Genomic DNA, 13,461 nt, shown 5'->3' on the forward strand with positions numbered 1-13,461 from the left:
CCGCGACGGCGGTGCATGCGCGCGTAGCCGACCGCCTGGTGCACCATTGCTTGCTCGTTGCGCGCCTGGTGATACGGCATCAGGTCCGGCTGCTCGGCGTTGAACTGCTTGAGCGCCTGACCGATGCCGGCCACGTTGCCGTGGCCGAAGATGCCGAACATTCCCGGGACCGTCCGCTCACGGAGGTCGCCGTCCACGGTCCACTGATGCGCCAGGAACTCCACGAGCGCCTGGCTGACCGTCATCCGTCTCGTCGCGCCCATCAGCGGTCGCCTTCCTTGTCGTCCGTGTCGTTCGTGTACGGCAGCCGCTCGTCGAAGCTCTGCCCGGTCCAGGTGTCGCGCACCCACGCGTGCGCGGGATCGTCGCTGATCAGCCACTCCCGCTCGGGATCCGGCCCGGCCATCACGTTCAGGTAGTACAGGTCGTACCCCGGGGCCGCGACCGCGGGGCCGTGGTAGCCGAAGGGAACGAGGGCGATGTCGCCGGTGCGCACCATCGCGTTGATGTCGATCTCGCCCGCCGGCGACGAGTACGTGCTGAACATCCCGAACGAGGCCTCGGCCGCAGCATCCGATCCCGACACCGGCGCCGACTCGAAGTAGTAGATCTCCTCCAGCCGCGACTCGTGGCCGGCCACGTGCTCGTCATGCTTGTGCGGCGGGTACGACGACCAGTTCTCGGCCGGCGTGATCACCTCGCACACGATCAGCCGTGCCGCATCCAGCGCCTGCGGGGTTCCGAAGTTGTGCACCTGGCGGCTCGAACGGCCCGCGCCCCGCAGCTCGACCGGGATGTCGGACGCCGGGATGTACACGGACGGCTTGACCGCATCGGTCGGCGACGTCGCGATCGCGACGCGCCCGACACCGTTCAGCACGGCGCTCGCGGCGGACGAGAGGTAGAGCACGTCCGTCGGGCCGTCGAACACCGAAGCACGCCCCTTCAGACGCGTTGTCGTTGTCTCGGCGCCCTCGAAGCGGGCGACGGTGAACGAGCCCGACAACGGCACGATGATCCGTTCGACCCCGGTGGGCGCGAGCGTTAGCGAGTCGGTGCCCTTCAGTTCGGCGACCTGGATGCCGGTGTGCGCCCAGCCCGGAGTGTTCTCGTCGACGACGCTCTCCCAGCCGTCCCGGGCGAGCTCGCCGCGGCGGTGGAACCAACGCTGGTCCGAAGTGCTCATATCCTGCTCTCGTCGTGAGGGAGGGGCGCCGCGGCCAAGATCGGAACTCCGCGGCACCCCGGTCTCTGTGTCAATCAGTTATTCTGCGGGAACCCGAGGTTGATGCCGCCGTGCGTGGCAGGGTCGAGCCAGCGGCTGGTGATCGCCTTCTCGCGGGTAAAGAAGTCGAACCCGTGCACGCCGTAGGCCTTGGCATCGCCGAACAGCGACTTCTTCCACCCGCCGAAGGAGTGATAGGCGACGGGCACGGGGATGGGCACGTTGATGCCGATCATGCCGACCTGCACCTCGTTCTGGAACCGGCGGGCCGCTCCCCCGTCGTTGGTGAAGATCGCCGTGCCGTTGCCGAACTCGCCCGAGTTGATCAGGTCCAGGCCCTCGTCGTAGGAATCCACGCGCACGACCGATAGCACCGGTCCGAAGATCTCCTCCCGGTACGCGCGGCTGCTCGTGGGGATGTCGTCGATGAGCGTGGGGCCGAAGAAGAAGCCGTCCTCGTGCCCGTCGACCTGGAAGTTGCGGCCGTCGACGACGATCTTCGCACCGTCCTGCTCGGCGATGTCGACGTACGACGAGACCTTGGCGCGGTGGATGTCGGTGATGAGCGGGCCCATGTCGGGCTCGACACCGTCCACTCCGGCGCCGTTGCCGATCTTGAGCTTGCCGATACGGTCCTGGATCTTCGCGATCAGGTCGTCGGCGACGGGCTCGACCGCGAGCACGACCGAGATGGCCATGCAGCGCTCGCCCGCAGCGCCGTAGCCGGCGTTGACGGCCTGGTCGGCGACGAGGTCGAGGTCCGCGTCGGGGAGGACCAGCATGTGGTTCTTGGCGCCGCCGAGCGCCTGGACGCGCTTGCCGTGCTGCGAGGCGGTCTCGTAGATGTACTGCGCGATCGGGGTCGATCCGACGAAGCTGATGGCCTGAACGACCGGCGAGGTGAGCAGGCCGTCGACGGCGAGCTTGTCGCCCTGCAGCACCGTGAACACGCCGTCCGGCAGGCCTGCTTCCTTCCAGATCTGGGCGAGCCACAGTGCCGCCGAGGGGTCCTTCTCGGAGGGCTTCAGGACGACCGCGTTGCCGGCCGCGATCGCGATCGGCACGAACCACAGCGGCACCATCACCGGGAAGTTGAACGGCGAAATGACGCCGACGACGCCAAGGGGCTGCTTGAGTGAATAGACGTCGATGCCGGTCGACGCGTTCTCGCTGAACGCGCCCTTGATCAGGTGGGGGAACCCGGTCGCCAACTCGACGACCTCCTGGCCGCGGAGGATTTCGCCCATTGCGTCGGAGAGCACCTTGCCGTGCTCCGCTGTAACGATCTCGGCGAGCTCCCGCTTGCGGGAGTTCAGCAGCTCGCGGAACGCGAACAGGACGGTCTGCCGCTTGGCGATCGAGTAGCCCTTCCAGGTCTCGTAGCCCCGCTGAGCTGAGGCGATCGCTTCGTCGATCTCGGCCTGGTCGGCCAGCGCGACTTCTGCCTGCACGGCGCCGGTGGCGGGGTTGTAGACGGGAGCGGTGCGGCCCGAGGTGGACGGACGGGGCGCGCCGTCGATCCAGTGCGGAATGGTGCGCATGGCGTCCGCGGTGGCCTCGGTTGCCGAGGCGGTCTCGATGGTGCTCATGTGTTTCCTCCGTTGGGTCAGAGATCGGTGTGGACGAGTCCGGCCGCGATGTCAACGGCGGCTGCGACGTCGTCGTCGGGCGGGTAGAGCAGCGTGCGGCCGACGGTGAGACCGCGCACGCCGGGTAGGGACAGCGCGTCTTCCCAGGCGGCGAACGTCTCGTCGGGGTCGACGCCGGAGTCCCCACCGAGAAGCAGCGTGGGCATCGTGGTCGCGGCCATGACGCGTTCCATATCGTCGACGACCGGCAGCTTCATCCACGTGTTCGCGCTGGATGCGCCCAGGCCCGAGGCGATCGCGATCGACAAGATCACGGCATCCGTCGATAGGTCGTTGACCACGCGACCGTCAACCCGGTTGCTCAGGAAAGGCTCGAGCATGATGGGCAGTTTCACAGCCGATGCCTGCGTCACGGCGTCCGCCATCGCTTTGAGCGTCGAGACGGTGCCAGGATCGGCGAGATCGACACGCACCAGAGTTTTGGCGAAGTCGATCCCTGCGGCGACCATCGTCGGGACATCGTAGGCGGTCATGCGGTCATCCATCTCAAAGCTCGCGCCGCGCAGACCACCGCGGTTCATCGATCCGACGATGATCTTGTCGTCGAGCAGGCCGAGGGCGGCGAGATCGTCGATGATGTCGGGGGTCCCGAGCACCCCGTCGACTCCTGGACGGCTGAGCGCGGTCGCGAGCCGGTCGAGCAGCTCATAGCGGTCGGCCATCGCGGTCGGGTTCTTGCCGACCGCGAGTGCGCCGCGGGCGGGGTGATCGGCGGCCACGATGAAGAGCCGGCCGTCGCCGCGAAGGACCTCGCGGCGACGACGCGCTGTCAAGGCCGTGGTGATCGACTGGGGCCGGGCGGCGCGGATCTCGCGAAGGCTTGCGAAGTCGTCGGCGGTGAGGAACTGCATCATCGGGAGGCTCCCGTCTCCAAGATGGATTCGACCTCTTCCGTGGTCGGCATCGCCGTCGAGCACTCCAGCCGCGACGCGACAAGGGCACCAGCGACATTCGCGAACCTCAGGATGCGCTCGAGACCCCACGCCGAGAGCAGCCCGTGGCACAGAGCGCCGCCGAATGCGTCACCGGCGCCCAGGCCGTTGACGACATCGACCCAGTAAGGCGGCACGACGACGGACTCACCCCGAGTCTTGGCGAGAACTCCCTTAGGCCCCTGCTTCACGATCGCAAGCTGCACGCCGCGATCGAGCAGCGCGTCGGCGGCACGATCGGGATCAGTCTCGCCGACGGCGACCTCGCACTCCTCGCGATTGCCGACCGCGATGGTCGCGTACTCGAGAACCCGCGACACTTCGACGCTCGCCTCGGCCGGGTCGGGCCAGAACATCGGCCGGTAGTCGAGGTCGAAGATCGTGTGCCCGCTGTGGCGCGCCTGCAGCGCGGCGTGGTGTGCGGCCCGACTGGGCTCCTGGCTGAGTCCGGTCGCCGTGAACCAGAAGATGCGGGCGGACCGGATCGCATCCATGTCGAGGTCGGTGTGTGCGACGTTGAGATCAGGCGCTTTGGGTTCCCGGTAGAAGTAAAGCGGGAAGTCGTCCGGGGGGAAGATCTCGCAGAACGTGACCGGCGTCCTCAGCGTTTCGTCCACCCGCACGTAGCGGTTGTCGACACCGAGGCGATCGAGCTCGGCGAGCAGGTAGCGACCGAAGGGGTCGTCGCCGACGCCGGCGATGAGGGCCGCCCGGTGACCGTAGCGGGCCGCGGCGACACTGACGTTCGCGGCGCTGCCGCCCAGGAACTTGCCGAACGTCTGCACGTCCTGGAGCCCGACTCCCGATTGGAGCGGGTAGATATCGACGCCGAGCCGGCCGAAGGCCAGGACGTCGGGGGAAGGAGGGTTCTCGGTCATACTCCGCTGTACAACTCTCTCATCTTAGTTACACCGAATGTCCTAACAATAGCACAAGCGTCTGGGAACAGGCACATCCGGGAGATTGTTGACAAAGCCCTCTTCCAAGTAATATTGTCGATACATTCGGAGGAGTTGACGTGGAGACATTGACGGAGACGACGGGCGTCTGGCCGGAGGAGTTGTTCCACGACCTGGACAGGACGGGGCCGATTCCGCTGTACTTCCAGATCTCCAGTCGGCTCATCGAGGCCATTCACTCCGGGGCGATCCCCGCCGGCGCGCGCCTTGAGAACGAGATCGCGATCAGCCAGCGGCTGGGGCTCTCCCGGCCGACCGTGCGCCGTGCCATCCAGGAACTCGTTGACCGTGGCTTGCTGGTGCGCCGCCGCGGCATCGGCACGCAGGTCGTGCAGGGTCAGGTGACCCGGCCGGTGGAGCTGACAAGCCTCTTCGAAGATCTGCAGAGCTCGAAGCATGCCCCCGGCACGACGGTGCTGACTCACGAGGTGATTCCGGCGACGGACACGGCGGCAGCTCGACTGGGCGTTCCCGCTGGCGCCGACGTTCTCCACATCCGGCGCCGGCGCACCTCCGACGGGACTCCGATGGCCATCTTGGAGAACTACCTGCCTGCCGACCTCGCGGACATCACTCGGGAGCAGTTGGAGGAGCGCGGCCTGTATCAGCTGCTGCGCAGCCGAGGCACGACGATTCGGGTTGCCAATCAGAAGATCGGCGCACGGCGCGCGCATGACGACGAGGGGCGGCTCCTCGACATCGACCGCAACGGTCCGGTGCTGCAGATGGAGCGAGTCGCGTTCGACAACTCCGGACGGGCGATCGAGTACGGGGTGCACATCTACCGGCCCGACCTGTACAGCTTCGAGACGACCCTGGTCGCGCGTTGACGAGACCGCGCTGCCCGCGCGGGCGGTGTGCATCCGGTCGAGAAAACGACCAGCCGCGTACCCGATGCACTTCCCGCGGGCAAGGCTGTTCGCGGGCGCGCGGAGCGCCGGCCGGTGGAGGCCCGTCTTAGTCCGCACGGCTAGCCCGGAACTGGTCGACGCGGCCGCCGATCAGCCACTCAGTGACCACGAGGCGCTGGGAGTCCCCCGCAAGACCGTGCGGGCTGTGCAGGGCGCCGTCCAGCCGAGGCCGCTTCATGCCGCCTCGCTCGTCCCGATCGTTGGGCCATGCATCCCGAGTGGGGCTCTGCCGTGAGCGTGCGTAGTGCCCGACGTACCGGTCGCCCTCGAAGATCGCGAGACCGCCGAACAGTTCCGTGACAAGCAACCAATCACCTAGGACCAGCAGGCTCGACGGGCTCGTGAGCGGGGCATCCAAAACCGCGGAGGCGACACCGTCCTCGAGCACCACGATGCGCCGATTGGTGCGGTCGGCGACCAGCACCTGGTCATTGCGCGCGGCCAGACCATGAGGGGTGTCGAAGCGGGTGCCGGTCTCGCTGCCGTCGACGGTGCGCCGGTAGGTGCCGTCGACATACTGGTGCACAAGGCTGGTCTCGTAGCCGTCTGCGACCCACAGCGACCCTTCGGCTGCCCGGCAGATGGACGTCGGCTGCCAATGCGTCGATGCGTATGCGGCGATGTCGGGGCAGGACAGTTCTTGCACCACCTGCCCGTCGAGATCGACCCGTACCACGGATCCTCGTTCGCGGTGGTGGGCGTAGTCGGGGTGGTCCGGTTCGAAACGGTGACCGTTGTTCACCAGCCAGAGCGTCTCGCCGTCAGCACCGTCCTCCCGGACGATGGTGTGCATCTCCAGCACCGGAACGTCGATCGTTCTCACGGTTCCGCGAGAGTCGAAGAACAGCAGACGCCGGCCCTGCGGGTGCGCGACGACGACCGTGTCGTCTTCCAGCAGAGCGCATCCGGAGTGCATCCACCCGTCCGTGGCGGGAAACGGACCCGGCGGATCGGCGGGGACGTACTCGACGCCGGCGATCTCCAGCCGGTCAAGGTCCACGATCGGCGTCGTCATTGCGCTTCCAGGAAGGCGATGCTGGTGGACATGTTCTCGAAGGGGTCCTGTCGCGGTCCCGTCCCCTCCTCGAGGAGACGGATGTCCTGCTCGATGACCACGGTGCCGTCGTACGACCGGTACGCGGCAAGGATCGCGGTCAGGTCGAGGTCGCCGCGGCCCAGGGGCGTGAACACGCCTTCACCGACTGCCTCGGCCCATCCGATGGTCCCGTCGATGAGTCGCTCGGCGACCCGGTAGTCGATGTCCTTCAGGTGCACGTGCACGGTCCGGTCGGCGATAAGCCGGGCGACATGCACGGGGTCGGCACCGGCGGCGGCGATATGCCCGGCGTCGTAGCAGAACCCGACCGTGGTGTTGGCCAGCACGCGCTGGATGTCCTGCTCGTTCTCGACAGCGGTGCCGACGTGCGGGTGCAGGGCCACTGTCACCCCGGCTTCACCGGCGATGTCGGTGATCTCGTCGAGCCCCGCCTCCAGGTACCCCCATTGCTGCTCCGTGAGTCGCACGCCGGACTCGAAGTCGCCCGTCGGCCCGGCTGCCCCGATCGTGCTGATCGGGGCGCCCAGGTCGGCGAGGAACCGCACGGCGTCACGGAAACGAGCGAGCTCGACGGTGCGATCACGCTGCGCGAGGTTGACGGGCACCCACCCGGCGGCGGGGCGAAGACCCGCCCCCTCGAAGTACGCGCGCGCTGCCGCCGCATCCTCGGGGAACAGCCCGGGCTGGTACTCCATCGCGGTCAGTCCGAGCTTGCGCACCTCCCGGATGATGCGCCCGGCGTCCAGCATCCGGCCCCACCCAGGAAGGTAGTTGATCCCCCACGACACAGGCTGTGCTGCGATCCGGTCCCGCTGCATATTCGCTCTCCTCTGGGACTCGTGCTGGCCGGGTCAGATGGTGACGATGGCCTTGATGACGGTGCCGCCGCGGATCTCGTCGAGCTTTCCGGGCAGGTCCTCGAGGCTGTACACGTGGGAGGCGATCGGCGAGAAGTCGATGATGCCGGACTCGATGAGACGGATCGCGTCGGGGAAGCTCTGCTGGCCCACGAAGCTGCCGATCAGTCGAAGCTCCTTCTCGGTGATGAGGTGCTGCTTGATCGGTGCTTCGGCGTTCGTGTTGATGCCGAACAGGATGATCCGGGCCTGACGTCCTGCGATGTCCAGTGCGACTGGAAGCTGGGATCCGACCGCGTCGACGACGACGTCTGCGCCACCGGGCAGCAGCGTGGAGATCTCGATGGCCGTGTTCACCTGGGTCGGGTCGATGCGGTGCGTCGCACCCATCTGGACCGCGACGTCGCCGCGCCACTGCGACGGCTCGACGACGATGACCTGCCCCGCGCCGGCGGCCTTCAGCAGCGCGACGTACAGCAGGCCGATCGCGCCGGCGCCGAGGACGACGACGTTTTCGCCCGGAGTGAGGGCGATCTTCTTCACCGCCGCGTACACGCAGGCCAGCGGCTCGGTGAGAGCGGCGATCTCCAGCGGAACATCCTTGCTGATCGGGATGCAGGCGGTGTCGGGCATGACCGCGACCTCGGCGAGGCCACCGTTGTCGAAGACGCCGTGCACCTTCGAGTTCTGGCAGTGGTTGGGGGCGCCTTCGAGGCAGTACTTGCATGCGCCACAGGTCACGATCGGGCGGACCGCGACCCGGTCCCCGGGCTTCACATTGGTCACCTGCGACCCGGTCTCGAGCACCTCGGCGACGAACTCGTGGCCGAGGATCGCGCCGATCGTCGCGGGATGTGTGGGCGGGTCGTGGAGGATGTGCAGGTCGGTGCCGCAGATACCGCACGCGAGCGGCTTCAGCTTGACGTCGTGGCTGCTCTCGAGCTGGGGCTCGGCGGTGTCGGTGACGGTGAGGACGCCGACGTTCTCGAATACTGCTGCCTTCATGGGGTGTTCCTTCGATCTACTGAGGGATGACGCGGCACCCATGGACGCCAGGGAGGCGTCCACGGGGCCGTCTGTTCGATGCCGGTTGCTGGTGTGCGGGGCTAGTTCTTCTGCCTGATCAGTCCCGTCTGCACGTTGGTGAGCAGCACCGCGATGACGACGATCGCGCCGCGCACGATGTTCTGGGCCGGAGAGCTCACGCCGTAGAGGACGAGGGCGTTGCCGAGCACGGTGACGAACAGGACCCCGAGCAGGGTGCCGACGACCGATCCGCGGCCGCCCATCAGGGATGTGCCGCCGATGATGACCGCGGCGATCACCTCGAACTCGAGTCCGTTGCCGATGACGGCGGTGGAGCTGGAGATACGGGCGGTGAAGAGGATGCCGACGATCGCGGCCAGGGTGCCGGTGATGGCGAACACCGCGATCCGCGTGCGGTCCACCTTGAGACCTGCCAGGCGGGCAGCGGACGCATTGCCGCCCACCGCGTAGACAGTGCGCCCGAACGAGGTGCGGGTGGTGACGAACCAGGCGGCGAGGAAGGTGATGATCAGCAGCCACGTGGGCAGCGGCAGACCCAGCGGGTTGCTGTTGAGGAAGGTCATCAGCGGGTCGCTCACCGGGATGGTGCGCTGCTGACTGATCACCTCCGCCAAACCCCGCAATCCGAGGAAGAGCGCCAGGGTCGCGATGAAAGATGGCAGGTTCCACTTCGCGCGGAGGAAGCCGGCGAACATGCCGATCGCCAAGCCCATGAGGACGACGAGGATGAGGACCAGCCACATCGGAAGACCGACGTTGGCGTAGAGCACCCCGAGCACTGCCGAGCTCAGCGCGACGTTGGCGCCGACGGAGATGTCGATCTCCGCGGAGACGATCACAAGGGTCATGCCCATCGCGATGATGCCGGCGAACGATGCCTGCCGCAGCACGTTCAGAATGTTCTGTTCGGTGGCGAAGTTCGGTGCGGTCAGGCTGAAGACGATCACCGCGACGATCAGCGCAATCAGCAGTCCGCTGTCCTGGATCAGCCGGCGCCGGAGATCACCGCGGTCGAAGCGCCGTGTGGGCGATGTGGGCGGCCCGGATTCGAAGGTGCCCGTCATCGGGGTGTTGCTCATGCTGGGTGTGTTGCTCATGCTGTTGGTTCCGTTCTCATCACGCGTGCCATGAGGTCGCTCATCTCGATGGCGCTGGTATCGAACTCGTCGGTGATCGCACCGTTGGTCATCACGAGGATGCGGTGGCAGACGAGGAGAAGCTCCTCGTACTCGGAGGAGACCACGACAACCGCGTTGCCCTCGTGGCTGAGCTGGCGGATCAGGTCGTAGATCTGCGCCTTCGCGTGGACGTCCACGCCGCGTGTGGGCTCGTCCAGCAGCAGCACCCGCGCGCCGGCGCTCACACACCGGCCGAGCACGACCTTCTGCTGGTTGCCGCCGCTGAGCGTCCCAGCCTCGACCTTGAAGTCGTGGACCTTGATGTCCATCGAGCGCTTGGACGCCTCGGCCATCTCGCTGGCGGCCTTGCGGGATATGACCCCGGTGGGTGCGATCTTCTCGTGGCTGGACATCCACAGGTTCTCGCCGACGGACAGGCCCAGCACCAGCCCCTCGGCTTTGCGGTCTTCGGGGACCAGGGTGACACCGCTCTTGATCATTTCGCTGGTCGTGCGCCGTCTGGCGCGCTTGCCGAAGACCTCGACCTTGCCGGTGACGCGGTCGCCGGCGCCGGCGATACCGCGCAGGAGCTCTGTGCGACCCGAGCCGAGCAGGCCGGCGATGCCGAGCACCTCGCCTGCCTTCACATCGAAGCTGATGCCTTTGAGGAGGTTGCTGTCGGTGATGTCGACGACGCGCAGGGCGACGGGGGCGTCGGGGCCCGGACCGTCAGTCGGCCGGGACTCCCCGAAGTCGGTGTCCGATCCCACCATCAGCTCGGCCACCTTCCGGACCGGAGCCTGCGCGATCGGAAGGGTGTCGATCACACGGCCGTCGCGCACGACAGTCACGGAGTGTGCGACGCGGGCGATTTCATCCATGCGGTGAGAGACGTAGATGACCGACATTCCCTGGGTGGAGAGGCGCCGGACGAGGTCGAGGAGCTTCTCCACCTCATGGGCCGGGAGAGAGCTGGTCGGCTCGTCGAGGATGAGCACTTTCGGGCGGTGGATGACCGAGCGGGCGATTTCGACCAGCTGCTGGCGGGCCAGGCTCAGGGATCCCGCGGGGGCGGCGACGTCCATCTTCTCCCCCAGCATCGCCAGCGCCTCGTTGGCGACCTCGCGCTGCTTGCGCCGGTCGATCTGCCCACCGGCCCGGGTCGGCCAGTTTCCGAGTGTCACGTTCTCGGCTATCGAGAGCCCGGGAATGATGGTGAGCTCTTGGTGGACCGTGGCAATCCCGGCGTTCATCGCCGTGGTCGGGGTGTCCAGCTTCATCGTGACCCCGGCAACGGCCACCTCGCCGTCGGTGGGCTGCTGGATGCCGCTGAGGACACGGACCATCGTGCTCTTGCCTGCGCCGTTGCGGCCCATCAGTGCCCGCACCTCGCCGGATGCGATCGAGATCGACGCGTTGTCGAGGGCGCGCACTCCTGGGAACTCGACGGTCACACCGCGGACTTCCACGGCGGGTGGGGACGCTGCTTCTGCTTCGCTGGACATGATTCTCCTTGCTGATGCCACGAGTCGGGGGCCGGGGGCCTCTCCGGTCCCCGACTCGTGGTCCTGGCGTTACTTGTTGGCGTCCATCCATTCGCGGACCGCGTCGAGGTCCTCGGCGGAGAACAGCACGCCGGGGATGAACGCCTCGTACGGGTCGAGCTGCTCGCCGGCGACGGCGTTCTGCGCAGCCTCGACGATCGCCGCGCCCTGGCTCATGCCGTCCTGGCCGGTCGTTGCCTGCAGGATGCTGCCATCTTCGAGCTCGTCGCCGAGCGCGAGGGACATGTCCGTGGAGAACACGAACACCTTGCCCGTGAGGCCGCCGCCGCTGATGGCGCTGATGGCACCGGTGCCGCCGCCATCGGTGGCGCTCCAGAACACGTTGATCTCCGGGTTCGCCGTCAGGATCGCCTCGGCCGTGGCGGTGGTCTTGTCCGCCTCGTACTCGGTCTGGTCTGCCACGACGTCGTAGTCCACGCCCGCGGCGTCGAGCGCCTCGAGGAAGCCGGCCTTGCGCTGCTTGCAGACCTCGAAGATGTCACAGTTCAGGATGCCGATGGTGGCCGTGTTGCCGAGGTTCGTCGAGATGTACTCCGCTGCGAACTCGCCGGTGAAGGTCCCCAGCGACTTGTTGTCGGACTGGACGAATGCTGAGACCAGCTCCTCCTGCGCCTCCGGGGTCACGCAGGCGTTGTAGCAGACCACCGGGATGCCGGCCTCGACGGCCGAGCGGATGCCGGCGACCGTGCCCTCCGAGTCCATCGCCGAGACGGCGATGACGTCCACCTGGCGCGAGATCAGATCCTGGAAGGCCTGCGCCTCCTTGCCGGCGTCGTCGTCGACGCTCACCGGGATGACCGTTCCGCCGGCCTCCTGGACGGCGGCCTCGACGCCGGTCTGCACGGACGAGAAGTAGCTGTCCAGGTGCATGGCGATGAACCCGATGGTCAGGCCGTCGCCGCCATCACCGCCCGTAGCGCCGCCGGTGCCCCCGCCCTGGTTGCCGGAGCATCCGGTCAGGGCGAGCGCCGCGACGGCGATCGTGGCCGCAGCGGTCGCGATCGATCGAATCATCTTCATTGGTGCCTCCGATGTGTATGCCGTCGACTGGTGCATCCCTGCATCCGTTCCGCGGCGATTTTCTCGTGTTCTCTTGTGTACGTCGCCATGGCTTCGCGTGGCTTCGCGGTGTTGGGAGCGCGGCCTGACGCCCTTGTGGGGGTCGGTCCTTACTCGGTTCGGGTACTGAAGGTGAACGTCTCTCGGAACTGTTGCAGTGCCGCGCCAGAGTCACCGGACGCCCAGGCCTCGAGCGCGACGACCCCGGTGTACCCGGCGTCGTCGAGGGCGCGAGCGATGTTGGTGTAGTTGATCTCCCCGGTGCCCGGCTCAAACCGTCCAGGGACGTCGGCGACCTGGATCTCGCCGACCCACGGCAATACGGTACGGGTGCGCTCGATAAGGTTTCCCTCGTCGATCTGCGCGTGGTACAGGTCGAAGTTCAGTCGCAACCCAGGGCTATCTACGGCCTGCACGAGCCGCACGGTGTCCTCCGAACGCGCGAACGGGGTGCCGGGGTGATCGACGCGCGTATTCAGGTTCTCGATCGTGAACACACGTCCAGCTTCTTCACCGAGTGCCGCCAGCCGGCGCAGCGTGTCGACCGCGTGCAGCCAGTCGGCGCCCGAGGTGATCCAGCGTGGCGAGACGGGGAGCCCCTTGTCATCCAGGCCGGTGCCGTGAATGTTCAACCGCGGGCAGTCGAGCTCAGCGGCAACCTGTAGCGACCGGCCCGCGGATTCGATCAGGGCGTCGGCGCCGTCGGGATCGACCAAATCACCGGTGATGTAGCCGGTCATCGACGAGAACGTCGCGCCGCTCCCCGCCAGGGCGCTGATGTCCTTGGTCGTCCAATCCCAGATCTCGACCTGGAATCCGGCCTCCTTGATCTGTGCCACGCGCTCCACGAAGGGAAGGTCGCGGAACAGCATCTCCGCGTTGGCGGCCAGGGTGAACGGACTTCCCATTCACTGCTCCTCGGTGTCGGACACATCGTGCCGAACCGATGACTGGAGTCGTCGTTGACACGTGCGTTGAGGCTGCGTTCCGCCAGCATCCACTGGCAGGACTTTCTCGTTATGTCCAGACATTAGCAGAAGGAGCTAGCACGTGCCAGTATTCAGTACACCGATGCAGATTCG

At 67.0% G+C, this 13,461-nt stretch carries 12 protein-coding genes and 1 pseudogene; 1 reads left to right on the forward strand and 12 read right to left on the reverse strand.

The features are described from left to right. From EIO58_RS01590 to iolC, 5 genes and pseudogenes are all read right to left on the reverse strand, one after another. Positions 1-263: pseudogene (locus EIO58_RS01590) on the reverse strand (thiamine pyrophosphate-binding protein); the annotation flags it as partial. Then, a complete protein-coding gene (gene iolB, locus EIO58_RS01595; protein ID WP_127817947.1) occupies positions 263-1,186 on the reverse strand; it encodes a 5-deoxy-glucuronate isomerase in 924 nt (307 codons plus the stop codon). The gene iolB and the pseudogene EIO58_RS01590, both read right to left, overlap by 1 nt. Positions 1,187-1,260: 74 nt before the next feature. Next, positions 1,261-2,814 carry a CoA-acylating methylmalonate-semialdehyde dehydrogenase gene (locus EIO58_RS01600; protein WP_240658520.1) on the reverse strand — a complete coding sequence of 518 codons (1,554 nt, stop codon included), beginning with the start codon at positions 2,812-2,814 and terminating at the stop codon, positions 1,261-1,263. A 17-nt stretch (positions 2,815-2,831) separates the two neighbouring features. After that, positions 2,832-3,725 carry a class I fructose-bisphosphate aldolase gene (locus EIO58_RS01605; RefSeq protein ID WP_205789088.1) on the reverse strand — a complete coding sequence of 298 codons (894 nt, stop codon included), beginning with the start codon at positions 3,723-3,725 and terminating at the stop codon, positions 2,832-2,834. Continuing rightward, positions 3,725-4,684 carry a 5-dehydro-2-deoxygluconokinase gene (iolC, locus tag EIO58_RS01610; RefSeq protein WP_127817948.1) on the reverse strand — a complete coding sequence of 320 codons (960 nt, stop codon included), beginning with the start codon at positions 4,682-4,684 and terminating at the stop codon, positions 3,725-3,727. The genes EIO58_RS01605 and iolC overlap by 1 nt, the downstream gene beginning before the upstream one ends. Before the next feature lie 149 nt (positions 4,685-4,833). Here iolC and EIO58_RS01615 point away from each other — a divergent pair, with 149 nt between their 5' ends. Then, on the forward strand, positions 4,834-5,595 hold the full coding sequence (locus tag EIO58_RS01615) for a GntR family transcriptional regulator (RefSeq protein WP_127817977.1): 762 nt from the start codon (positions 4,834-4,836) through the stop codon (positions 5,593-5,595). Positions 5,596-5,722: 127 nt separating this feature from the next. Here EIO58_RS01615 and EIO58_RS01620 read toward each other — a convergent pair whose 3' ends face one another. From EIO58_RS01620 to EIO58_RS01650, 7 genes are all read right to left on the reverse strand, one after another. Then, complete coding sequence (locus EIO58_RS01620; protein ID WP_127817949.1) at positions 5,723-6,691, reverse strand: hypothetical protein; 969 nt, start codon at positions 6,689-6,691, stop codon at positions 5,723-5,725. Then, a complete protein-coding gene (locus EIO58_RS01625) occupies positions 6,688-7,551 on the reverse strand; it encodes a sugar phosphate isomerase/epimerase family protein (RefSeq protein WP_127817950.1) in 864 nt (287 codons plus the stop codon). Before EIO58_RS01625 ends, EIO58_RS01620 begins: the two co-directional genes overlap by 4 nt. 33 nt (positions 7,552-7,584) lie before the next feature. After that, positions 7,585-8,595 carry an alcohol dehydrogenase catalytic domain-containing protein gene (locus EIO58_RS01630; RefSeq protein WP_127817951.1) on the reverse strand — a complete coding sequence of 337 codons (1,011 nt, stop codon included), beginning with the start codon at positions 8,593-8,595 and terminating at the stop codon, positions 7,585-7,587. A 101-nt stretch (positions 8,596-8,696) separates the two neighbouring features. Continuing rightward, entirely contained in the window at positions 8,697-9,734 is a 1,038-nt protein-coding gene (locus EIO58_RS01635) for an ABC transporter permease (protein WP_127817952.1), read from the reverse strand. Then, a complete protein-coding gene (locus EIO58_RS01640; RefSeq protein ID WP_127817953.1) occupies positions 9,731-11,260 on the reverse strand; it encodes a sugar ABC transporter ATP-binding protein in 1,530 nt (509 codons plus the stop codon). The genes EIO58_RS01635 and EIO58_RS01640 overlap by 4 nt, the downstream gene beginning before the upstream one ends. Positions 11,261-11,329: 69 nt before the next feature. Then, positions 11,330-12,340, reverse strand: a complete 1,011-nt coding sequence (locus EIO58_RS01645; RefSeq protein WP_164861472.1) for a substrate-binding domain-containing protein — start codon at positions 12,338-12,340, stop codon at positions 11,330-11,332. Between the two features lie 149 nt (positions 12,341-12,489). Continuing rightward, positions 12,490-13,287 carry a TIM barrel protein gene (locus tag EIO58_RS01650; protein ID WP_127817955.1) on the reverse strand — a complete coding sequence of 266 codons (798 nt, stop codon included), beginning with the start codon at positions 13,285-13,287 and terminating at the stop codon, positions 12,490-12,492. Between the last annotated feature and the right edge of the window lie 174 nt (positions 13,288-13,461).

Source organism: Microbacterium sp. CPCC 204701, assembly GCF_004010105.1.
In the GTDB taxonomy this organism is placed as follows: domain Bacteria; phylum Actinomycetota; class Actinomycetes; order Actinomycetales; family Microbacteriaceae; genus Microbacterium.

Excerpts from the sequence above, each read along its gene's own strand:
- EIO58_RS01650 (WP_127817955.1), bottom strand. The coding sequence starts at position 13,287 with ATGGGAAGTCCGTTCACCCTGGCCGCCAACGCGGAGATGCTGTTCCGC.
- iolC (WP_127817948.1), bottom strand. The coding sequence starts at position 4,684 with ATGACCGAGAACCCTCCTTCCCCCGACGTCCTGGCCTTCGGCCGGCTC.
- EIO58_RS01645 (WP_164861472.1), bottom strand. The coding sequence starts at position 12,340 with ATGAAGATGATTCGATCGATCGCGACCGCTGCGGCCACGATCGCCGTC.
- EIO58_RS01640 (WP_127817953.1), bottom strand. The coding sequence starts at position 11,260 with ATGTCCAGCGAAGCAGAAGCAGCGTCCCCACCCGCCGTGGAAGTCCGC.
- EIO58_RS01605 (WP_205789088.1), bottom strand. The coding sequence starts at position 3,725 with ATGCAGTTCCTCACCGCCGACGACTTCGCAAGCCTTCGCGAGATCCGC.
- EIO58_RS01620 (WP_127817949.1), bottom strand. The coding sequence starts at position 6,691 with ATGACGACGCCGATCGTGGACCTTGACCGGCTGGAGATCGCCGGCGTC.
- EIO58_RS01625 (WP_127817950.1), bottom strand. The coding sequence starts at position 7,551 with ATGCAGCGGGACCGGATCGCAGCACAGCCTGTGTCGTGGGGGATCAAC.
- EIO58_RS01635 (WP_127817952.1), bottom strand. The coding sequence starts at position 9,734 with ATGAGCAACACACCCAGCATGAGCAACACCCCGATGACGGGCACCTTC.
- iolB (WP_127817947.1), bottom strand. The coding sequence starts at position 1,186 with ATGAGCACTTCGGACCAGCGTTGGTTCCACCGCCGCGGCGAGCTCGCC.
- EIO58_RS01630 (WP_127817951.1), bottom strand. The coding sequence starts at position 8,595 with ATGAAGGCAGCAGTATTCGAGAACGTCGGCGTCCTCACCGTCACCGAC.
- EIO58_RS01600 (WP_240658520.1), bottom strand. The coding sequence starts at position 2,814 with ATGAGCACCATCGAGACCGCCTCGGCAACCGAGGCCACCGCGGACGCC.